This window comes from Pantoea sp. Fr+CA_20, assembly GCF_024520835.1.
Lineage (GTDB): Bacteria > Pseudomonadota > Gammaproteobacteria > Enterobacterales > Enterobacteriaceae > Pantoea > Pantoea allii.
On sequence record NZ_JALNPN010000015.1, the window covers coordinates 55,275 to 77,183 of the forward strand.

At 50.7% G+C, this 21,909-nt stretch carries 23 protein-coding genes; 12 read left to right on the plus strand and 11 right to left on the minus strand.

Annotated elements, in window-relative coordinates:
• Nucleotides 1-168: 168 nt before the first annotated feature.
• On the plus strand, nt 169-1,158 hold the full coding sequence (locus tag NR177_RS16860; protein ID WP_256853280.1) for a deacetylase: 990 nt from the start codon (nt 169-171) through the stop codon (nt 1,156-1,158).
• Here NR177_RS16860 and NR177_RS16865 read toward each other — a convergent pair.
• From NR177_RS16865 to rfaD, 6 genes are read right to left on the minus strand one after another with little or no spacing between them, the layout of a single operon-like run.
• Entirely contained in the window at nt 1,139-2,128 is a 990-nt protein-coding gene (locus tag NR177_RS16865) for a glycosyltransferase (protein WP_172896819.1), read from the minus strand. The two genes, NR177_RS16860 and NR177_RS16865, sit on opposite strands and share 20 nt — an antisense overlap.
• Nucleotides 2,128-3,384: an O-antigen ligase gene (locus NR177_RS16870; protein ID WP_256853281.1), complete on the minus strand. Its 1,257-nt coding sequence runs from the start codon at nt 3,382-3,384 to the stop codon at nt 2,128-2,130. Before NR177_RS16870 ends, NR177_RS16865 begins: the two co-directional genes overlap by 1 nt.
• On the minus strand, nt 3,381-4,550 hold the full coding sequence (locus NR177_RS16875) for a glycosyltransferase family 4 protein (protein WP_256853282.1): 1,170 nt from the start codon (nt 4,548-4,550) through the stop codon (nt 3,381-3,383). Before NR177_RS16875 ends, NR177_RS16870 begins: the two co-directional genes overlap by 4 nt.
• Nucleotides 4,547-5,515, minus strand: coding sequence for a lipopolysaccharide heptosyltransferase RfaC (rfaC, locus tag NR177_RS16880; RefSeq protein WP_256853283.1), 969 nt, complete (start codon nt 5,513-5,515; stop codon nt 4,547-4,549). Before rfaC ends, NR177_RS16875 begins: the two co-directional genes overlap by 4 nt.
• A complete protein-coding gene (gene rfaF, locus NR177_RS16885; protein WP_063877704.1) occupies nt 5,503-6,561 on the minus strand; it encodes an ADP-heptose--LPS heptosyltransferase RfaF in 1,059 nt (352 codons plus the stop codon). Before rfaF ends, rfaC begins: the two co-directional genes overlap by 13 nt.
• A 17-nt stretch (nt 6,562-6,578) precedes the next feature.
• The gene (rfaD, locus tag NR177_RS16890; protein WP_063877703.1) at nt 6,579-7,511 is read right to left on the minus strand and encodes an ADP-glyceromanno-heptose 6-epimerase; all 933 of its coding nucleotides are present in this window, start codon (nt 7,509-7,511) and stop codon (nt 6,579-6,581) included.
• Nucleotides 7,512-7,739: 228 nt separating this feature from the next.
• On the opposite strand from rfaD, the gene NR177_RS16895 reads away from it, so the two are divergent.
• Entirely contained in the window at nt 7,740-8,936 is a 1,197-nt protein-coding gene (locus NR177_RS16895; RefSeq protein WP_063877702.1) for a glycine C-acetyltransferase, read from the plus strand.
• Between the two features lie 9 nt (nt 8,937-8,945).
• The gene (tdh, locus tag NR177_RS16900) at nt 8,946-9,974 is read left to right on the plus strand and encodes an L-threonine 3-dehydrogenase (RefSeq protein ID WP_063877701.1); all 1,029 of its coding nucleotides are present in this window, start codon (nt 8,946-8,948) and stop codon (nt 9,972-9,974) included.
• A 97-nt stretch (nt 9,975-10,071) separates the two neighbouring features.
• On the opposite strand, the gene NR177_RS16905 is transcribed toward tdh, so the two are convergent.
• Nucleotides 10,072-10,983: a divergent polysaccharide deacetylase family protein gene (locus tag NR177_RS16905; RefSeq protein WP_096011106.1), complete on the minus strand. Its 912-nt coding sequence runs from the start codon at nt 10,981-10,983 to the stop codon at nt 10,072-10,074.
• Nucleotides 10,984-12,285: a murein hydrolase activator EnvC gene (gene envC, locus NR177_RS16910; protein WP_096011137.1), complete on the minus strand. Its 1,302-nt coding sequence runs from the start codon at nt 12,283-12,285 to the stop codon at nt 10,984-10,986. It lies immediately after the preceding gene.
• 252 nt (nt 12,286-12,537) lie between these two features.
• Here envC and NR177_RS16915 point away from each other — a divergent pair, with 252 nt between their 5' ends.
• The 5 genes from NR177_RS16915 to cysE all read left to right on the plus strand — a co-directional run bounded on the left by NR177_RS16915 (nt 12,538) and on the right by cysE (nt 15,654).
• Nucleotides 12,538-12,969: a rhodanese-like domain-containing protein gene (locus NR177_RS16915; RefSeq protein WP_256853284.1), complete on the plus strand. Its 432-nt coding sequence runs from the start codon at nt 12,538-12,540 to the stop codon at nt 12,967-12,969.
• Nucleotides 12,970-12,985: 16 nt separating this feature from the next.
• Entirely contained in the window at nt 12,986-13,240 is a 255-nt protein-coding gene (gene grxC / locus NR177_RS16920; protein ID WP_063877698.1) for a glutaredoxin 3, read from the plus strand.
• 38 nt (nt 13,241-13,278) lie between these two features.
• The gene (gene secB / locus NR177_RS16925; RefSeq protein WP_063877697.1) at nt 13,279-13,749 is read left to right on the plus strand and encodes a protein-export chaperone SecB; all 471 of its coding nucleotides are present in this window, start codon (nt 13,279-13,281) and stop codon (nt 13,747-13,749) included.
• Nucleotides 13,749-14,765, plus strand: coding sequence for an NAD(P)H-dependent glycerol-3-phosphate dehydrogenase (gene gpsA, locus NR177_RS16930; RefSeq protein ID WP_181377168.1), 1,017 nt, complete (start codon nt 13,749-13,751; stop codon nt 14,763-14,765). Before secB ends, gpsA begins: the two co-directional genes overlap by 1 nt.
• A gap of 67 nt (nt 14,766-14,832) precedes the next feature.
• The gene (cysE, locus tag NR177_RS16935; RefSeq protein ID WP_063877695.1) at nt 14,833-15,654 is read left to right on the plus strand and encodes a serine O-acetyltransferase; all 822 of its coding nucleotides are present in this window, start codon (nt 14,833-14,835) and stop codon (nt 15,652-15,654) included.
• Here the strand turns inward: cysE and trmL are convergent.
• Genes trmL through cpxR form a run of 3 tightly spaced genes read right to left on the minus strand, consistent with a single transcriptional unit; the run spans nt 15,651 to nt 18,234 of the window.
• On the minus strand, nt 15,651-16,124 hold the full coding sequence (trmL, locus tag NR177_RS16940) for a tRNA (uridine(34)/cytosine(34)/5-carboxymethylaminomethyluridine(34)-2'-O)-methyltransferase TrmL (RefSeq protein WP_096011103.1): 474 nt from the start codon (nt 16,122-16,124) through the stop codon (nt 15,651-15,653). The two genes, cysE and trmL, sit on opposite strands and share 4 nt — an antisense overlap.
• 35 nt (nt 16,125-16,159) lie before the next feature.
• Nucleotides 16,160-17,539 (minus strand): envelope stress sensor histidine kinase CpxA, encoded by a 1,380-nt coding sequence (gene cpxA / locus NR177_RS16945; protein WP_063877693.1) that lies wholly within the window; start codon nt 17,537-17,539, stop codon nt 16,160-16,162.
• Nucleotides 17,536-18,234 carry an envelope stress response regulator transcription factor CpxR gene (gene cpxR / locus NR177_RS16950; protein WP_063877692.1) on the minus strand — a complete coding sequence of 233 codons (699 nt, stop codon included), beginning with the start codon at nt 18,232-18,234 and terminating at the stop codon, nt 17,536-17,538. The genes cpxA and cpxR overlap by 4 nt, the downstream gene beginning before the upstream one ends.
• A gap of 148 nt (nt 18,235-18,382) precedes the next feature.
• Between cpxR and cpxP the strand changes: the two genes are divergently transcribed.
• From cpxP to pfkA, 4 genes are all read left to right on the plus strand, one after another.
• Entirely contained in the window at nt 18,383-18,892 is a 510-nt protein-coding gene (cpxP, locus tag NR177_RS16955; RefSeq protein WP_256853285.1) for a cell-envelope stress modulator CpxP, read from the plus strand.
• 428 nt (nt 18,893-19,320) lie between these two features.
• Nucleotides 19,321-19,485: a KGG domain-containing protein gene (locus tag NR177_RS16960; protein ID WP_028723167.1), complete on the plus strand. Its 165-nt coding sequence runs from the start codon at nt 19,321-19,323 to the stop codon at nt 19,483-19,485.
• Between the two features lie 240 nt (nt 19,486-19,725).
• Entirely contained in the window at nt 19,726-20,628 is a 903-nt protein-coding gene (gene fieF, locus NR177_RS16965; RefSeq protein WP_063877690.1) for a CDF family cation-efflux transporter FieF, read from the plus strand.
• Nucleotides 20,629-20,834: 206 nt separating this feature from the next.
• On the plus strand, nt 20,835-21,797 hold the full coding sequence (gene pfkA / locus NR177_RS16970; protein WP_006121288.1) for a 6-phosphofructokinase: 963 nt from the start codon (nt 20,835-20,837) through the stop codon (nt 21,795-21,797).
• Nucleotides 21,798-21,909: the final 112 nt, after the last annotated feature.

Consider the following 21,909-nt stretch of genomic DNA (forward strand, 5'->3'; position numbering starts at 1 on the left):
TCAATGGCTTATAAACGAAATGCCCCTTGGATTAAGATAATGATTTTAGGTTATCGGCGCATAGATGACTACGAATAAAAACCAAACTCACCGCAATTATATTTTTGCGCGGATTGCGCACCCTGCGTAACATGGTAAAGAGAATCTCTACTGATTGTTGGATAAGTCATGGATAAACCAGCATTTTTAATTACCCTTGATACAGAAGGTGACAACCTCTGGCGCAATCGCAGCGGCAATGTCACCACGCATAATGTTCGCTTTTTACCGCGTTTTCAGTCGTTGTGCGAAAAATATGCGTTCAAACCCACCTGGCTCACTAACTATGAGATGGTCAGCGATCCTGCCTATGTGGAGTTTGGCCGCGACCTCCTTGATCGTAATCAGGGTGAAATAGGCATGCATTTACATGCCTGGTACAGCCCTCCTGATTTCGCACTCACGGAGGATGACTGGCGTTACCAGCCTTATCTGATTGAGTACCCAGAGGCGGTCCTGCGCGATAAAGTCGCCTACATGACTGATCTGCTTGAAACGGCATTTGATACCAAAATGCGCAGTCATCGTGCTGGTCGCTGGGCCTTTAATGAAGTTTATGCGCGCGCATTGATCGACAATGGTTATCTGGTTGACTGCTCCGTTACGCCGCGTGTCGACTGGCGTGGCTCACCTGGTGCACCCCAGGGTAAAGGTGGTACAGATTACAGCCGGTTTCCGGACTGTGCCTATTACGTCGATATCAACGATATTTCAAAACCTGGCCACTCAACCTTACTGGAATTGCCGATGAGCATTCAGTATCGACATGGCCGATTGAAAAATCAGTTTAAAAAAGCCTGTGACACTGTTCGGGGTAAATCGAGAGGGGCTCGGGTCAACTGGTTACGACCCATAGGCGGAAATCTGGCGCAAATGAAGCAGGTCGTTGAACAAACACTGTCGCAGGGAAACGATTATGTTGAATTTATGCTGCACTCTTCTGAGTTTATGCCTGATGGCAGTCCAACGTTTAAAAATGACGCAGATATTGACCGTCTTTATGATGATTTAGAGCAGCTGTTTAGCTGGCTTCAGGTGCGCACTCAGGGCATGACATTAACCGAATATGCCCTGAAGAAAAAAACGGCACTCGGAGCCGTCACCGATTCACACCAGTAGCCGGTTTACGGGTTTTAAATCGCAACCACGAAAAAAGCGTGTCGACTTCGGGATAGCGCATTTGCCAAAACTTTTTCGTTTTGCAATGGCCCTTACAAAGGCGTGCTGCTGACTTAAGCGCCAGTTTTGTTTGTTTATCGTAATGGTAATAGCCAAAAACCGCTTTCGACATGCTTTTTACTTCATTAAAACAGTTCACTATCATGCCTGCCGCCAACCGACGCCGTTCACTGTTTGTCTGCGCGATGGCACACATTTTATTCATGGCGAACAGCATGTCCTGAATATCGCTCTCACGAACATTACGCGTAATACCTTGCTGATTATCGCGGTAATAGTAGAGCGTATTCTCAAGATGAGCGATCTTTTGCGTCTTAAGATACTGAAAAGGCGTAAAGATAACGTCTTCATAGCGCCTTCCCACCTCAAACGCGTCTCCTTCCAGTAAGCTATTTCTGTATACCCGGTTCCACAGATGCCACATCGATCGGATAAAAAGAGGATGAAGACAATCCAGTCCCCGCCCTGAAAAATCATAAGCAACACGCTGAGGCGATTCGTTTTCTGACGCTTCAGGCACCGTATGTTCAAATCGGGCATAATTAAAATCAATCAGATCGTCCTGATCGGATAATAATAATGGCTTGATAATCGACAGATAGTTTTTACTGAGGAGATCGTCAGCGTCCAGGAAGGTAATGAATTTTCCTCTGGCTTTGAGCAGTCCGGCATTCCGGGCTGCGGCAACGCCCTGGTTAGCCTGTTGGATGAATTCGACAGAAGCTGAGGGATAACCGCTCAGAAAATCTTTTACGCGCTGCGAAGAAAGATCTGTCGAACCATCGTCGATAATGATGACCTGAATATCGTCATCGATCTGCGTAAATAGTGAATTCAGGCAGGGGATAATATAACGTTCACTATTGTACAAAGGGATAATTACGCTTAGCAGCCAGTCGCGGGTTTGCATTATGCTGCGTCCTGTAATGTAACGGAGGTATTGACCAACAAGCCGCTAATAATCACAGCCAGACAATAGGCTAGTGTGCCCTCAGTACTAAAAAAGATCACGTCGCTCAAGCCATATGTTATTAATGATACAGTCACGGCAAGGAGTGCAGGATTATGGCAAGGTGTGAATGCATTACGCACTAAGCAGAGATATAAACCGACCATCGCCAACAGCCCCACAATACCTTTAATTGAGAAATTTTCCATCAGTTCATTGTGCATGTGAACGGTAAGATAGGTTAACGCCCCATAAAGCGAAGGCTCTTTTGCCACGATTGCCTTTGCCTCTTCCGCGCGTTGCTCAGCGGACTCTCCCCATGGGGCCTCTGAGCCGGTACGAAATGCAATGATTTGCATGCTTAAGCGAGAAGCTATTGAATTCTCACCAGTTTTCTCATGCATGTGAGCAATGTCCTGATTGAACTGCTGTATACGTGTCGCAATGAGGTTATGAAATAGCGCGGCGCTCAGCAAAATCATCACCGGCACCAAAGTGAACAGCGTCATTTTATGTCGACGACTAATGACATGTGTACTCATCAGTACAATCATTAAGGTCAACACAGGATAAGCCAGCATCGCTGCACGCGTTCCGGTCAGCACAATGGAAGCATAGGTAAAGGCGAAAGCGGCTAAAAAAAGCAGCACACTATGTCGGTTCTTTAAGAGTAAAACGGCTTTAATAAAAATTAGATTAACCGAGGTAATAATATAGGCGGCAACCGTCGCCCGATCAAAATTAAGCTCTACACGGTCTATATGTAAGAAAACACCCTGGTAAATGGCATAGCCATTTACCGCAAGTCCGCAAATAATGGCGGTCAACACGGTGTGTTTTTGCAGTGCGATTTTAATATTGAGCATTGTCAGTAAGATAAACGCTGCGGCGATCTGCAATCTTCCGGTTGACTGATACTGTCGGTAAAGGCTGATGAAATCGCCAGGCTGTTTATATATGGCTGTCCAGATAATACTGATGATACCGACAACCAAAAGAGCACCGGGAAGAATCAAATTTTTTTTATTGGTGGTGTAAAATCTGAAATGGAAAATGACGACCAGAAAGGCCAGATAGCTCGATAGATAAAAAACATTCTTGCCAAAATCTCCCCCAAATGGCGATGTAATAAAGGCTATCGCACATCCGATAAAAATCAGCTGGTTAAGAACGTTGGCAGGTGCATCTTTTTTTAAGATTAAATGATTAAGTTTCATTTTTTACTGATTACGTCCATCAAAGCATCATTGAATTCTGTCTTAAACAGCGCATAGTCGAAATGCTCTGCTGTCCAGGCTTTGGCGGTTTCACTAAATCGTTGGTAGGTTTCATGTCCGGATAATATTTCAACCGCGTTGGCGCAATCAATATGAGAAACCAGTTTGGCCTCTTCCATAACATCGTGGACAGGATCGTAGATCTGATAAGGGAAATCAACGCGTATGCCAGTTAATTTCTCATGTTCATCAATCGTCACTGAGGGCATTAAACCTATTCCACACTGTTGATGGCTGACTACTTCTGGTTGGCCATCGATCATTGGAAAAATGACCGGTACACCAAAATAAAGCGCTTCCATACAAGAAAGACCAAATGGCTCAGTGACGGGCGTACTGAGATAGAGATCAATGCGGTTGAAAAAGGTGCTTATGTCATGCTGAAAACCGCTAAAGGTGACAAACTCACTAATATTTAAGCGCTCTGCGAGCCCCACAAAGGCGTCGTGGTCAGGTCCTTTACCCGCGATTTCCAGCACAACATTGTGCCCACGTTGACGTAATTCTTTTAACGTCAGTAGCGCTACGCTAATACCTTTAAGGCTAACCTGGCGTGATGCGGTCCCCAGTTTGATCGGATTTTTCAGCGTTCTGGTTGCGGGGTTAATTCCCTGTGGCACCATGATTCGGTTAATAACGACATGATGTGGGCAAGGCAAATTAAAACGATGCTGCATCACGCGGTTTGAAGCATAAGAGGCTGAAATAACGCCATCCAGCATCGCCATAAAGTTAAGCGTTTTTTTATTCTTGGGATAGCGCCATGAGCAGCCGTGGTCGTAATAGACCAGAGCAGCGCGCCTGGGTTTGGCTGCCAGTCCCGGAATCAAATCCCAAACTACAATCACATCGGCATCGCTGGCTTCTATCCGTTTTTGTAGTACATATTTCCGAAGAAATTGTGGGACTTTTAATTTCAGGCCATTAATCCAACGATTGGCAAAGGTGATTTTTTGTTGAGGAATATGGCGACGAATGTCGTCGTCTATCTCATTGCTGATGCAAATCACATCGTCATGCCCGTCAGAAAAGTCATTGATGTACTGCAAGAACAGACGCTCAACGCCACCCATTTTGCCAAGATTAATTATGTGGAGTTTCTTCATGCAAGAATCTCAAAGACCATATCTGCGACGTCCTTCGCGCTGATGTCTGCTAATTTGCTGCCCTCAACAGGGCGCAAAATATGCTGATTTTGCCCGTAACCGCCAATCAAACCCGGGTCGGTCGGACCATATAAAGTGATATTAGGCCTGTCCAGCGCGGCTGTCAGATGACTCAGGCCCGTGTCCACTGACACCACGGCATCCGCACCTGCCAACTGCTGTGCCACAGCTTCAAGAGAAAGCTTTGGCAAGACTTCTACGTGCTCAAAACCTTCAGCCAGACGTAGCGCACGCTGGTGCTCATGTTCGGCACCCCACGGCAACTTCACGCGTAAACCTGTTGGCTGGATGCGTTCAATTAAGTCTCGCCAATGGGCTTCAGGCCAGTGTTTATTATCACGTGTCGTAGCATGAAGAAATACCAGATAAGGGTTTTCACGCGATGCTACGTGTTTCTGGAAATGTTCGGCAATCGCATAATCGCCCTGAGTGTGCGGTTTATCGTAACCCAGACTTTTTGCAAACAGCTCACGCGTTCTTTCAACCGCATGTTGCTTCTTGCTGACATCATGTTTTTTGTCATACCACCAACTGGCAAAAGGTTCACGCGCGCTGCGATTGTCCAGGCCGTGCTTAACGCCTTTAGCCAGTCGGGTGACGAGCGCGGCACTTTTAATCAGGCCCTGAGCATCGATCACCACATCATATTCATGAGACTGCAGCTCACGTTTAAACTGAACGCGTTCTTCACGCTGTTGGCTGCCAAACCAATGTTTACGCCAGCGACGGATGGCGACGGGCAGAACCTTGTCCACTGCCGGATGCCAGGTCGGGATTTGCGCAAAGTTTTCTTCTACCACCCAATCAAAGCGTATGCCGGGTAGGGCATACATGGCATCGGTCAGTGCCGGAAGCGTATGCAGCACGTCGCCCATAGAAGAGGTTTTAACAATCAGGACGTGCATGTCCCCTCCTGGGCTTCACGCAATAGCGTGCTCAGTGTTTCATGGACCTGTGCGGGCTGAATATCGATAAGACTTTGATGGTAGCCTTGCTCAGCATCCCCTTTACGTACGCGGTGATAGCCGCTAATCAAACGGATAATCCGCGCCCGATCGGAGAGTGGTGGCGTGAAGTCAGGGCTGCTGGGGCCATATAAGGCGACCAGCGGTCGATTTAACGCTGCGGCGATGTGCATCAGGCCCGAATCATTACTGACGACTGCGCGGCACAGTGCCAGAAGAATAACGGCCTGCTCAAGCTGAGTTTCGCCGGCCAGATTACGGCAGTGTGCCCGGCTATCTTCAGGCAGAGAAGAGATGATATCTTCACCGGTCGGATGATCTTTCGCCGAACCGAATAGCAAGACCTGAAAACCTTCGCTGATTAACTGCTGCGCAAGGGCAGCATAATGAAAATGTGGCCAGCGCTTCGCCGGGCCAAACTCTGCACCGGGGCAAAAACCAATCGTCGGGCGCTCAGCAGCGAGCTGAAACTGCGCGGCAGTTTCTGTTTTTTCCTGTTCGCTAACCTGCAGTTGAGGCGTTAGCAAGGGCTGTGGCAATTGCCGGGCTGAACGGACTGGCGCGTCATAAGCTAAAGCCACATACCGCTCGACCATCAGCGGAAACGCCTCTTTATCCAGCACCCGAAGATCGTTTAACAGGCCATAACGCATTTCTCCGCGCCAGCCGATACGGCGTTTAATCCCGGCAAAAAAGGGCACCAGCGCGGATTTGAAAGAGTTGGGGAGAACATAGGCGCGATCGTAACCGCTGGCGCGCAGCGATTTGCCCAGTCGGCGGCGTTCGCCAATCCCCAATGCGCCATGACCCAGCGGCATCGCCAGTGCCTGATTGACTTCAGGCATCCGTGAAAGTAGCGGACGGCACCAGGCCGGTGCCATCACATCGATCACCGCATCAGGATGTTCGGCCTTGAGCGTACGATAGAGACTTTGCGACATCATCATATCGCCGACCCACGATGGGCCGATCACCAGAATTTTCATCGCGGGTATCCGTTCCTTTAGACGTTACGGTTTAACCAAACCATATATTCAGACACACCCTGTGCCACGGTTTTAAACGGTTTGTCATAACCCGCTGCGCGTAATTTTGACAGGTCGGCCTGTGTGTAAGCCTGGTAGCGGCCTTTCAATTTGTCAGGGAATGGAATGTATTCAATCTGGCCTTTCTGGTGAAAGTTAAGCACGGCATCGGCCACTTCCTGGAAGGATTCGGCACGGCCTGTTCCGCAGTTATAAATGCCGGAAATCCCATTCTCCCAGCACCACAAATTCACGGACACCACATCATCAACATGGATGAAATCACGTTTAAAGCTGTCGCTGCCTTCAAACAGTTTTGGATTTTCATCATTACTGATCTGCGTGTTCAGATGAAATGCCACGCTTGCCATGCTGCCTTTGTGACCTTCACGCGGGCCGTAAACGTTGAAGTAGCGAAAACCGCATACCGGCGAGGTGGCTTCAGGCAGGATCTGACGAACATAGTGGTCGAACAGCATTTTGGAGTAGCCGTAAACGTTTAGCGGCTGCTCATACTGACGCTCTTCAATAAAATTCTCGTTACGTCCGCCGTAGGTGGCGGCCGACGACGCGTAAAGGAACGGAATTTCACGCTCCAGACAGAAGTGCAGCAGATCTTTAGAGTACTGATAGTTGTTGTCCATCATGTACTTGCCATCCCACTCAGTGGTGGCTGAGCAGGCACCTTCATGGAAAACCGCTTCAATCGGACCGAGGTCTTCACCGGACATGATGTAGGTCAAAAATTCTTCTTTATCCATGTAATCAGCGATGTCCAGATCGGCAAGATTCACGAACTTGGTGCCATCTTTCAGGTTATCCACGACCAGAATGTCGTTGTGACCGCGATCGTTCAGCGTTTTAACGATATTGCTGCCGATCATTCCTGCGCCACCGGTGACGATAATCATACTGTTACCTTTGAAGTTTTGGGGTGAAACGGGACGTTTCACACGTATTGCTTACATCATAACATTTCATCCCGTCACAGACAGCCAGATGACTCTGTAAGGCGTTACTCATACCTCTTAACGACGTGAACTATGCTGCAAAATTAACATTCTGTTGGTCGATTAAGCGTAGAAAGGCGATATGTTCAGTAATATTTGCCTAATTCCTACCTTATCAGGAGCAGAATAATGCCAGTGCATTTTTACCAACATATCCGACAGCAACTCGACGCCGCCCAGCGTGAAGGTTTATTTAAAAAAGAACGCATCATTACCTCCGCGCAACAGGCGGAGATTGAGGTCGGACATAACCATCCTGTCATTAACTTTTGCGCCAATAACTATCTTGGCCTGGCTAACCATCCAGCCTTAATCCAGGCCGCTAAAGAGGGCATGGATTCACACGGCTTTGGCATGGCGTCGGTGCGCTTTATCTGCGGTACGCAGGATATGCACAAACAACTGGAAAAAAAACTGGCTGACTTTCTTGGCATGGAGGACGCCATTCTTTATTCCTCCTGTTTTGATGCCAACGGTGGGCTGTTTGAAACCTTACTGGGCGCGGAAGATGCCATCATCTCAGATGCGCTTAATCATGCGTCGATTATCGATGGTGTCCGCCTGTGCAAAGCACAGCGCTATCGTTATGCCAACAATGACATGACCCAACTGCGCGCCCGCCTTCAGGAAGCCAGGGATAACGGTGCGCAGACAGTGATGATTGCGACGGATGGTGTGTTTTCAATGGACGGCGTGATCGCCAATCTGAAAGCCATTTGCGATCTGGCAGACGAATATTCAGCGCTGGTCATGGTGGATGATTCCCATGCGGTGGGTTTTGTGGGTAACGCCGGTCGTGGAACCCATGAGTATTGCGAGGTCATGGGCAGGGTAGACATTATCACCGGCACTCTGGGCAAGGCGCTGGGCGGTGCATCGGGCGGATACACCGCGGCAAAAGCAGAGGTAGTGGAATGGTTACGCCAGCGCTCACGACCTTACCTGTTCTCTAACTCCCTGGCACCGGCGATTGTGGCGGCCTCTATTCGCGTACTGGATTTATTAAGCGAAGGCGACGGTCTGCGTCAGCGCCTGTGGGACAACGCACGCTTCTTCCGTGAAAAAATGACATCGGCAGGTTTTACGCTGGCTGGTGCCGATCACGCCATCATTCCCGTCATGCTGGGAGAAGCCAGCGTCGCGCAGGAATTTGCTCAGCTGTTACAACATGAAGGTATCTATGTTACCGGGTTTTTCTATCCGGTTGTGCCAAAAGGTCAGGCGCGAATCCGAACCCAAATTTCAGCAGCACACAGCCAGCAGCAACTGGAAACGGCGGTGGCGGCTTTCACGCGTATTGGTAAACAACTTGGCGTCATCGCCTGAGGATTGACCATGAAAGCACTGGCTAAGTTGAAAAAAGAGCAGGGCATCTGGATGGTGACTGATGCGCCGGTTCCCGAGCCGGGTCATAACGATTTATTGATAAAAATTCGCAAAACCGCCATCTGCGGGACTGACGTACATATCTATAACTGGGACGACTGGTCACGTAAAACGATTCCGGTGCCTATGATTGTCGGCCATGAATATGTGGGCGAGGTCGTCGCTATTGGTCAGGAGGTCAAGGGATTTAACATTGGCGATCGGGTTTCTGGCGAAGGCCACATAACGTGCGGGCACTGTCGCAACTGCCGTGCCGGTCGTACCCATCTGTGTCGCAATACTCAAGGCGTGGGCGTTAACCGGCAAGGGTGTTTTGCTGAATATCTGGTTATTCCCGCCTTTAATGCGTTCAAAATCCCTGACAATATCTCCGACGAACTGGCGGCGATTTTTGATCCTTTCGGCAACGCGGTACATACCGCTTTATCTTTCGACCTGGTCGGAGAAGACGTGCTTATTTCCGGTGCCGGCCCTATCGGTATTATGGCCGCGGCCGTGTGCCGGCATGTCGGTGCGCGTAATGTCGTGATTACGGACATTAATGATTATCGCCTTGAGCTGGCCCGCAAAATGGGTGTAACCCGTGCAGTCAATGTCGCAAAACAAGATCTGCGTGAGGTCATGCAGTCACTGGATATGAAAGAAGGCTTCGACGTGGGATTAGAAATGTCAGGCGCACCACCTGCTTTTCGAACCCTGCTTGAGGTGATGAATCACGGCGGTCGGCTCGCCTTGCTGGGCATTCCTCCCGGAGAAATGGCCATTGACTGGAACCAGGTGATATTCAAAGGGCTGTTTATCAAAGGGATATACGGACGAGAGATGTTTGAAACCTGGTATAAAATGGCTGCACTGATTCAGTCAGGGTTAGATCTTACACCAATCATTACCCATCGTTATGCTATCGATGATTTCCAGCAGGGGTTCGACGAAATGCGCTCGGGGCAGTCGGGAAAGGTGATTTTGAACTGGGCATAATTGAGCCCGCGAGTGCTCATCAAACACAGGGTGAGATGACGTAAGTTTGCGTAGTGTAAATATGCTGCACCCGGTTTAATGCCGGGTGCAGCATATTTCAGAAGAGTTCATCGAGCCGGTGATAAAGCGGACTTTCTGTGATGCTTTCTCCAATCACGCCCAGCGCGCGCGTAGCCGGTACGGGCGCCAGCGGCTGCTTCACTTTACATTCACCCGGCGGCTGGAAACCCTGCGATGGCTTGCTGCGTGGCGGAGTGTTAGTCGGCGAGGTGTTGCCGTTGCGCATCGGCTCATTCAGTAACTGACCCGGTGTCACCAGGGTGATATCCGCCGGCAAGGAGGGCAACATTTGTTGCAGCACACGCACGGTATTAGGATGCGGATGACCGATCGCAATAGCGTAGCCATCCCGCTGGGCTAGCTTGACTGCCCGGCTAAATTGCTGACGAATAGAATTGATGTCCTGACTGTCATCCAGGAATACGCGGCGCTTGAGTACTCTGACGTGCGTTCCCTGCGCGGCCTGCAGTGACTGGCTGTTACCAATCGTCATGCTGTCGAGGAAATACAGGTTGTACTGATTAAGCACCTGCATGACTTTTTGCATACCGGGCAGGCTGGAAGTCATTTTGCTGCCCATATGGTTATTCAGCCCCACCGCATAGGGGACATTATTCACCGCACTCCGAATGATGCGCTCAATTTCCGCGCTGCTCATTTCGGGCGTTAAGGTGTTTTTTTCCAGCGGTTGCTTACTTAACGGTGCCATAGGCAGGTGAATCAGCACTTCACGCCCGCCGTTATGCGCTTTGGTCGCCATCTGGCGGGCATAAGGCGCATCGGGAAGCACGGCAATAGAAATCGCCCGCGGCATTTGCAGTACTTTATTCTCTTCCGTTGGCCGGTAGCCGAAATCATCAATAACGATGGCGAGCTTAGCAGCCTGGGCCGCGCAACTGAGCAGCAAGCCGCACAACAACGCGGTGATCTTATGACGATGATGTAGCACTTATTTCCCTAACCACGGAATGGGGTTGACCGCCTTGCCCTGACGTCGGATTTCAAAGTAGAGCGAAGGCGTTCCGCGACCACCGCTGGTGCCGACCAGCGCAACAGGCTGGCCTGCTTTCACTTGGGCACCCACGCTGACCAGCGCACTTTGGTTATAACCATACAGGCTCATATCCCCTTTACCATGCTCGATGACCACGACCAGGCCATAACCTTGCAACCAGTCGGCCATCAACACACGACCATCGGCAATGGCTTTGACTTCTGTGCCCTCTGGGGCGGCAATGACCAGGCCTTTCCAGCGTAATTCACCCTGGAGCTCCTCGCCAAAGCGATGCTCGACGCGGCCCCGTACTGGCCAGATATCCTGACCGTTGGGACGGCCCAGTCCACCTGTTCGCGCCATCAGTTCGCGCTCGCTTTGTGTTGGCTGATAGCTGGAGCCTTTGGCTTTAGCCTGCACCTGACGCTGACGCACTTTTTCTGCCTCGCGTGCTTCACGGGCTGCGCGCTCACGGGCTTCACGTTCGGCACGGGCAATTTTATCTTGCAGACGGCTTTCGTTCTGACGCATCTCAACCAGGTCAGCCTGATCTTTCTGCAGGGCACTTTCCAGAGAGGTCAGGGTTTTTTTACGGGCTGCGCTGGCTTGCTGGAGTTTGTCTTGTTGTTCTTGCTGCTGTGTTAACAACGATTTCTGTTGCTGCTGCTTTTGTTCCAGTGACGCGCGCTGTTGGGCTAATTCCTGACGGGTGGTTTGCAGGGCGGTGATATTTTCCTGGCGTGCGGTATTCAGATAACCAAAGTAAGCCAGAATACGTTCGCTGCGCTGGCTCTCTTCGCCCCCTAACAGGAGTTGCAGGCCTTTATGCTGGCCCTGGCGGAAAGCCGCGTCCAACTGTTCTGCAAGCAGCTTTTCCTGTTGAGCCTGCTGTTTCTCAAGGCGGGAAACCGAGGCGGTGACCTGCGTGATTTCACCATTCAGGGCCGACAGGCTGTTACGGGTTTCCCGCAACTGTCGACTTGCCTGAGCAATGATTTTTTCCTGACTCTGCAACTGATTGAGCAACTGACTACGCTGAACTTTTTGCGCTTTTACGCTTTTTTCTTTTTCTGCAATTTCTTGCTGAATAGATTTCAGTTGCGCTTTATTGTCATCTGCGGCTACGCCGGGCGCAGGGAAAAGCAACAGGCCCGCATAAAGCAGGCTAAAAGACAGGGCGGACAAGCGGGTGAACAACGGCAGGATGCGACCGTTGTAACGAGTCCATGTTGGTAGAACGGTTATCTTTCCCTTCATAGGTCGATGATTATTCCACGATGAACAGTTGCTTACCAGCATTGCCGACCGGCTTTTGCTTTCCCAGAGTGATCCATTTTCATCAGGACAAGGCACCAGCGTCACGTCATTTTTGCCATTCCGCTCATTTTTTTGGAAAATGACGCACAAATCTTCACTCTGTCCGCTTAGCGTCTGTACATGCGAAGTGGCGCAGGTATACTCAGAAGCCTTGTTTTAGCTTATTAGCCCGGTCTGGAGTCGTTACCCCTCATGCAAGAAATTATGCAGTTTGCAAGCAATCACCCCGTCCTGAGTCTGGCATGGGTCGTATTACTTATATTGGTGATTGTGACCACCGTTAAAGGAATGTTCTCTAAAGTAAAAACGATCAGTCGAGGTGAAGCAACCCGACTTATTAACAAAGAGGACGCGGTGGTAGTAGACGTGCGTTCGCGTGACGATTACCGCAAGGGTCATATTTCGGGCGCGATTAATGTGGCTGCCGCAGATATCAAGAAAGGCAGCCTGGGTGAGTTGGAAAAGCACAAACCACAGCCCATAATTGTGGTATGTGCAACCGGACAAAGCGCAGCCGAACCTGCTGCAAATCTGAGTGCGGCCGGATTCAACCAGGTGTCCGTTCTGAAAGACGGTATCAGCGGTTGGAGCGGCGAAAATCTGCCGCTGGTTCGCGGTAAATAATCATCCTGAGGTCCCTATGGCAAACGTTGAGATTTACATTAAAGCAACCTGTCCTTATTGCCACCGGGCAAAAGCGCTACTGAGTCAAAAAGGCGTGGCGTTCCAGGAGATTCCCATCGATGGGGACATGGCAAAACGCGAAGAGATGATTAAGCGCAGTGGCCGGACTACCGTCCCGCAGATTTTTATCGACGGTCAGCATATTGGTGGCTGCGACGATCTGATGGCGCTGAACGATCGTGAAGGTTTAGATCCGTTACTTCAGGCGTAGTTTTACGCCAGACATTTTAACTTACAGGACTTAGTCACATGTCAGAACATAACACTAACGAAATGCAATTCCAGATTCAGCGCGTTTACACGAAAGATATTTCTTTTGAAGCGCCGAACGCGCCACAAGTGTTTCAGAAAGAGTGGGAACCAGACGTTAAGCTGGATCTGGATACTGCTTCTTCGCAGCTGGCTGATGAAGTGTATGAAGTGGTGCTGCGTGTGACCGTAACCGCGACCGTTGGCGAAGAGACCGCTTTCCTGTGTGAAGTTCAGCAGGCCGGTATTTTCACCATCGGCGGCATTGACGGTACTCAGATGGCGCATTGCCTGGGCGCTTACTGTCCGAATATCCTGTTCCCGTATGCCCGTGAATGTATCACCAGCCTTGTTTCCCGTGGAACGTTCCCGCAACTCAACCTTGCGCCAGTGAACTTTGATGCGCTGTTCATGAACTATCTGCAGCAGCAGCAAGGCGAAGAAGGTGCTGCGCAACATCAGGATGCCTGATGAGTACTCACGCTTCGATTAGCGTCATCGGTGCCGGTTCATACGGCACCGCTTTGGCGATTACGCTGGCCCGCAATGGCCATCCGGTGTTGTTGTGGGGCCACAATCCCGCTCATATGGCACAACTGCAGTCCGACCGCTGCAATCTTGCTTTCCTGCCTGATGTTCCTTTTCCCGATAATCTGACTGTTGAACCCGATCTGGCGAGTGTCATCGCTGCCAGCCGCGATCTGCTGGTTGTCGTGCCCAGCCACGTTTTTGGCGATGTGCTGACGCAGATCAAACCCGGTTTGCGCGATGACTCACGCATTGTCTGGGCGACGAAAGGGCTGGAAAAAGAAACCGGTCGTCTGCTGCAGGATGTTGCACGGGAAATCCTGGGTGAGGCGATTCCACTGGCGGTGATCTCCGGCCCAACGTTTGCGAAAGAGTTGGCTGCGGGTTTACCGACGGCGATTGCTCTGGCGGCCACCGATTCACAATTTGCGGATGATTTGCAGGCGCGACTGCACTGCGGCAAAAGCTTTCGCGTATACAGTAATCCCGATTTTATTGGGGTTCAGCTGGGCGGCGCAGTGAAAAACGTGATTGCGATTGGTGCCGGGATGTCAGATGGCATCGGTTTTGGCGCAAACGCCCGAACAGCCTTAATCACCCGCGGACTGGCTGAGATGAGTCGTCTTGGCGCGGCGCTGGGTGCCGATCCGACGACGTTTATGGGCATGGCCGGTCTGGGTGACCTGGTGCTAACCTGTACCGATAATCAGTCGCGCAACCGCCGTTTTGGCATGATGCTCGGACAGGGCGAAGATGTTGATGGTGCGCAGCGCATTATCGGACAAGTTGTAGAAGGTTACAGAAACACCAAAGAAGTCAAAGCACTGGCCGCACGCGTCGGGGTCGAAATGCCGATTACCGAACAGATTTATCAGGTGCTCTATTGCGGAAAACCGGCACGAGATGCAGCATTAAGCCTGCTGGGGCGTTCAAGGAAGGACGAAAACAGTACAAACTAAAGCAGGAAGCCAGGCATCATCACCTGTAGCGCCGGTTAAGGCGCTTTTTTTATCGGGAGAAAACAGCATGTCGTCTGATGAGTTAGAACTGGTCTGGAATAATATCAAGGCAGAAGCACGAGCGCTGGCAGACTGCGAGCCGATGCTGGCCAGCTTTTACCACGCGACATTGCTCAAGCACGAGAATCTTGGCAGTGCCCTGAGCTATATGCTGGCGAATAAACTGGCTAATCCAATTATGCCTGCTATCGCGATTCGTGAAGTGGTCGAAGAAGCATACCGTGAAGATCCCTCAATGATTGCCTCTGCGGCCTGTGATATTCAGGCGGTACGTCTGCGCGATCCCGCGGTTGATAAATATTCCACGCCACTGCTTTATCTGAAAGGATTTCATGCTCTTCAGGCACATCGCATTGGACACTGGCTGTGGAATGAAGGTCGACGCGCCTTAGCGGTTTATCTGCAGAACGAAGTGTCTGTCTCGTTTGCGGTGGATATTCATCCGGCTGCAAAAATCGGTCACGGGATCATGCTGGATCATGCGACCGGCATTGTGATCGGTGAGACAGCCGTTGTGGAAAACGATGTCTCAATTTTGCAGTCAGTCACGCTTGGCGGCACCGGTAAAACCAGCGGAGACCGCCATCCGAAAATTCGTGAAGGCGTGATGATTGGTGCAGGTGCAAAAATCCTGGGCAATATCGAGGTAGGGCGCGGTGCCAAAATTGGGGCCGGTTCTGTCGTATTGCAATCTATTCCACCGCATACGACTGCTGCCGGTGTCCCTGCCCGCATCGTCGGTAAGCCCGGCAGTGAAAAGCCGTCAATGGATATGGATCAACACTTTAACGGCAATGGTGCCGGCTTCCAGTTTGGTGATGGCATTTAGGATTTGATCAGTGCGCCAGCATAGTCGAGTTGGCGCCACGCTTCGTACACCACAACCGATACCGCATTAGACAGGTTCATGCTGCGGCTTTCCGCCATCATGGGAATGCGTATTTTTTGCTCTGCAGGCAATGCCTGCAACACCTCTGCAGGTAACCCACGGCTTTCCGGGCCAAACAGCAAATAATCACCTCGCTGATAGCTGACCGCACTGTGTGCCGGTGTGCCTTTCGTGGTTAGCGCAAACAGGCGCTCAGGCTGCTCTGTTGCGAGAAAAGCCGGATAATCAGCATGAAATTTGATGGCGGTAAATTCGTGGTAATCCAGCCCCGCACGGCGAAGACGTTTATCGTCCCAGGCAAAGCCAAGCGGCTCAATCAGGTGGAGCTGGAAACCGGTATTCGCACACAGGCGAATAATATTGCCTGTGTTAGGTGGGATTTCTGGTTCAAATAATACGATGTTAAGCATAAGGCCCCCGATAACGAGGGCCGAAGCATAGCAAATTATTGCCTTGCAGAGGAGTAGAGTGGGAGCCAGATAGTAAGACGCAAGCCACCGAGTGGGCTGTCATCCGCTTTGACCCATCCACGATGTTGCTGTATGGCCGTTTCCACAATCGCCAGCCCCAGACCTGTGCCGCCGGATTCCCTGTCCCGGGCTTCATCCGTTCGGTAGAAAGGGCGGAATATCTGCTCGCGATCTTCCGGGCTCACGCCAGGACCATCGTCATCAACGTGCACCGTAATGCCCGAAATATCGACTGAAAAACTGACGCTGATATGCGTATGTGAGTAGCGTAAAGCATTACGCACAATGTTCTCCAGGGCGCTTTCGAGCGCATGCGGATTACCGTAAAGCGGCCAGGGGCCAGGAGGATAAGGAATCTCCAGGGTTTTACCCATTTGCTCCGCTTCAAACCTGGCATCTTCCAGCACGTCGTTCCAGAGTTGATTCGCCTTCATGGCTTCGCTCACCAGCGCATTCTTGTGCTGCGTTCTCGACAGCACAAGCAGGTCATTAATCATGCCATCCAGTCGCTGAGCTTCCATCTCAATGCGCTCCAGCTCTTTGCCTTCGCCATGACGGCGACGCAGCAGAGCCGTAGCCAGCTGTAATCGCGTCAGTGGCGTACGCAATTCGTGGCTGATATCGGACAGTAAGCGTTGCTGACCGTTCATCATACGTTCCAGCGCACTGACCATCTGGTTGAAGCTGGAGCCCGCGGCCAGAAACTCCTGCGGGCCAGATTCCAGTTCTGGATGCTGGCGCAGGTTGCCGCTGGCGACTTCATCCGCCGCGTATTTGAGTTTTCGCGCTGGACGCGCCAGGCTCCATGCCAGCCAGAGCAGAAGCGGTGAGCTAATCAGCATGGTAACGATAAGCAACAGTAGAGGCCGGTCAAACAGCAGGTTAATAAAGTCCAGTTGAGAGCTGCTGGCGGGACGGATCAGATAGAGCTGATAATTATCTTCCCCATCGCGTACAGCGAAGGGGCCGACCATCTCGACCCGACCATACTTTTTCTTCTGCGGATGGTCGGCATTATCTGATTGACCGATAAAGTTACGGATAACCTGCATTTCATTATGCTGCGCGCCAATGACCCGGCCTTCGCTGGTGACTAACAGCAAGCGCTGACCGGGCGGTGCCCATTTCTCAATAGCCCGAAATAAGCGCCGCCACCACATCAAATCATTCGGGGGATCGCGCGATAGCTCTGCTTCAACGTGCTGCTCTATCATCGTCCCCTGACGCTGCTCGCTTTCCAGTAGCGCCGTCATCTGACGTGAGTCGAGCTTGGGTACCATGAGCACCAGCATCAATACCAGCGCCAGCGTCAGCCAGAAGATAGCAAAGATGCGGGTAGTCAAACTTCCTATCATGATGCAGAAACCATCAGGTAGCCGCGGCCACGTAAGGTTTTAAACCACGGGTGGCCGTCACGGCGTTCGGGAAGCTTACGACGCAGGTTGGAGATGTGCATATCAATGGCGCGGTCAAAAGGCGTAAGGCGCTTACCCAGAACTTCCTGGCTAAGGTGCTCGCGAGAGACAACCTGGCCCAAATGCTGTGCCAAAAGATAAAGCAGGGTGAATTCCGTGCCGGTGAGATCCAGCGTTTCACTGTCGAAACTGGCTTCCTGACGACCCGGATTCAGGCGCAGACAGTCAACTTCGAGCGTCGGTGAACTGTTGTCGTGTTGCTGCTGTTGTTCACTCCAGTTCGAGCGGCGCAGGATAGCGCGGATACGCGCGACCAGCTCACGATCGTTGAAGGGTTTTGGCAGATAGTCATCAGCACCCAGTTCAAGGCCCAGCACGCGATCCAGCTCGCTTCCACGTGCGGTGAGCATAATGACGGGCGTCTGGTATTGCTGGCGTAATTCTTTCAGGGTGTCGATGCCGTTTTTCTTCGGCATCATGACGTCCAGTAAAAGCAAATCAATTGAGTTATCGAGCAGGTTCAACGCTTGCTCACCATCACTGGCGACCACAACTTCAAACCCTTCCATTTCTAACAGCTCTTTCAAAAGCGAAGTTAATTCGCGGTCATCATCTACCAACAGGATTTTATTCATTTTTGTAGCCCTCCGCAGGCAAAATAGCGTGTTCCTATGATACCAATCCATCGCTTTACGTACTTTTACACCCCCTGACGGATGTTTGCAGCTGTCGCCGTACACTGGCTATCGTTGAATCGCAAAACAGAACGAACTGGAGTAAACGATGCGCAAATTAACCGCCGTCGTTATTGCCTCAGCGATGGTTCTCTGTAACGCCAGCGCAAGAGCAGCAGAGTCGATGGCGCTTGATGAGGTGCATCACGGCGGATTTACGACAGGCAGTATGACGCAAAATTCGCAAAGTCACATGTTCGACGGCATTGAGTTGACGGAACATCAAAGACAGCAGATGCGTGACCTTATGCAGCAAGCCCGACATGAGCGTCCTGCAACGAACATTGATGATATCGCAGCCATGCACGATCTGGTGACTGCAGATAAATTTAACGAAGCGGCCATCCGCAATAAAGCCGAAGCCATTGCCAGAGTTCAGGTCGAACAGCAGGTTGAGATGGCGCGGGTCCGCAATCAGATGTATCGCCTGTTAACGCCTGAGCAGCAAGCCGCGTTACAGAAGAATTACGAGCAGCGTTTAAACACATTACGCAAGCTCTCGAATCTGCAGCCAGCATCATCGCTGCAACCCGTGAGTCGTACCAGTAGTAACCAGTAGTAAATAGTATCCCTGTTTTCCTTGCCATAGACACATCCCTGTCTTCCCCCTCATGATGAGGGGGTTTTTTTATCTGTTATTTATCATTTACGATAAACTTACAATTCCTGCCCCGAACCGGGTAAATATGAAATGCCTTTGGTTTTCTTCCTGTTTTTTATTCATTCCGCTTTTTGCTGCTTTCCCTCAGTGCGCATATTTCATTTTTCTTTAAAGTTTTCAACTTGCTGATATTTATGTGTTATTTTCGAATTCGATTTAATTTCATTTATATTTCAATTAGCTGGAAATATCCCGTTCCGCTTGCACGTTAATTGCCCCCACCTACACTTAAATTGTCTCAGCATGGACGCCGATGTACTTACGAAATTAACGGAGAGCAGCAACCACATCATGTAGTCCGAATTAATCTATTAACGGAGTAAATTATGGCAGAGCATCGTGGTGGTTCAGGTAATTTCGCAGACAACCCGCAAAAAGCGTCTGAAGCCGGTAAGAAAGGCGGTAAGAGCAGCGGCAATGGCGGCGGCGGTAATTTCAAAAATAACCCCGAAAAAGCCTCCGAAGCGGGCAAGAAAGGCGGCAAAAAGTAACGGCTGCTAAGCACTGAACCAAATCTGCACGTTGATTTGGCGCCTGTTCAGACAGGCAATTCGCCCCGTCTTACATCAGGATGGGGCGAAGTACCAGGCTAATTCCCTTCCGAAATACACCTTCCTCATGACTCTCCATGGCAGTTGAACAGTCAGGCGCGACGCTGCCTATGGTGTTAAACTTATCCCTTCTCTCATTCTGCTTTACGTTCTCAGTAATGATGTCCATGGAGTGATGGCATGCAGGCTTCGTACGGAAAGTTAATACAATCTGCGGCAGTTGCGGCGACGCTGCTTGCTTCCATCCTGTTGATCGTGAAGATTTTTGCCTGGTGGTACACCGGATCGGTGAGTTTGCTGGCAGCGCTGGTGGATTCATTGGTTGATATCGCCGCTTCTCTTACTAACCTGCTGGTGGTGCGTTATTCCTTACAGCCTGCCGATGCGGACCATACGTTTGGTCATGGTAAAGCCGAATCACTGGCGGCACTGGCACAAAGCATGTTTATTTCGGGTTCAGCACTCTTCCTCTTTCTCACCGGTATTCAGCATCTCGCGTCCCCCAATGAACTGCGCTCGCCCGGCATCGGGATCATTGTGACCCTGGTGGCTCTGGTTTCGACGTTATTTCTGGTCACCTTTCAACGCTGGGTCGTGCGAAAAACCCGCAGCCAGGCCATTCGGGCAGATATGCTGCACTATCAGTCCGATGTGTTTATGAACGGCGCTATTCTGGTGGCGCTGATATTAAGCAGCTACGGTTTCACGCGTGCCGATGCGCTGTTTGCGCTCGGCATTGGTGTCTATATTCTTTTTAGTGCATTGCGTATGGGTTATGAGGCGGTACAGTCGTTACTCGACAGAGCCTTACCCGACGAAGAGCGGCAACAAATCATTTCGATTTCATCCAACTGGCCGGGCGTGCAGGGGATACACGATGTGCGAACGCGTCAGTCTGGCCCGACAAAGTTCATCCAGCTTCACGTTGAGCTCGAAGATCAACTACCGCTCGTCCAGGCACATCGTATCGCCGATCAGGTAGAGAAAGCGCTGCGAAAAGCTTTTCCCGGTTCGGATGTCATTATTCATCAGGATCCCTGTTCTGTGGTACCGTTTGAAAAGCAGGATTCTTTTAACTTTTAACTTACATGAATTAAGTTAACAAAATGGAAACGGCATATCGTTAACATTACTGCAAAAAATTAGTGAAAAGTTGTCTGACCTGAATCAATTCAGCCGCAGGCCTTTGATATACTATCTGCCATCATATGTCGCGCTCATCACAATCGTGTTTATCAGCGTTGAACAGGCCGGATTAACCCTTAGCTTTGAACAATCCAGAGGTTGTCATGATCAAAAAAATTGGTGTACTGACCAGCGGCGGTGACGCCCCAGGCATGAACGCAGCCATTCGCGGCGTAGTTCGGTCCGCATTAAGTGAAGGGCTGGAAGTTTTTGGTATCTATGACGGCTATCAGGGTTTGTACGAAGATCGCATGATCAATCTCGACCGTTACAGCGTGTCCGATATGATTAATCGCGGCGGCACTTTTCTGGGTTCAGCGCGCTTTCCTGAGTTTCGTAATGATGATGTTCGCCAGGTGGCCATTGAAAACCTGAAAAAACGCGGTATTGATGCGCTCGTCGTTATTGGCGGAGATGGCTCCTATATGGGGGCGAAGCGACTGACCGAGATGGGGTTCCCCTGTATTGGCCTGCCAGGCACTATCGATAATGATGTTGCCGGTACTGATTACACCATTGGCTACTTTACGGCACTGGAGACGGTGGTTGAAGCCATTGACCGCCTGCGCGATACCTCTTCATCACACCAGCGTATCTCCATCGTCGAAGTGATGGGCCGTTATTGTGGTGATTTGACCCTGGCTGCCGCCATTGCCGGCGGGTGCGAATTTATTGTGTTGCCAGAAATTCCATACACCCGCGAAGAGCTGGTGGCAGAAATTAAAGCCGGTATTGCGAAAGGCAAAAAGCATGCGATTGTTGCCATCACTGAGCACATTTGTGACATCGACGATCTGGCGCGCTTTATTGAGACTGAAACCAAACGCGAAACGCGCGCCACGGTTCTGGGCCACATTCAACGTGGCGGCGCGCCTTGTGCCTATGACCGCATTCTGGCGTCCCGTATGGGTGCCTATTCCATCGAACTGCTCATGCAGGGCTACGGTGGCCGTTGCGTAGGTATCCAGAACGACAAGATGGTTCATCACGATATCATCGATGCGATTGAGAACATGAAGCGTCCGTTCAAGCGTGACTGGATGGATACGGCGAAACAGCTTTACTGATTTTCTCAGCCTTAACGGGCATGCTTAACGGTATGCCCTTACGCCTTTCCTATATTCCCCAAAGTTATAACCGCTTATTTTTAATTCTTTTAGCTCTGAAAAAGTTTATGTC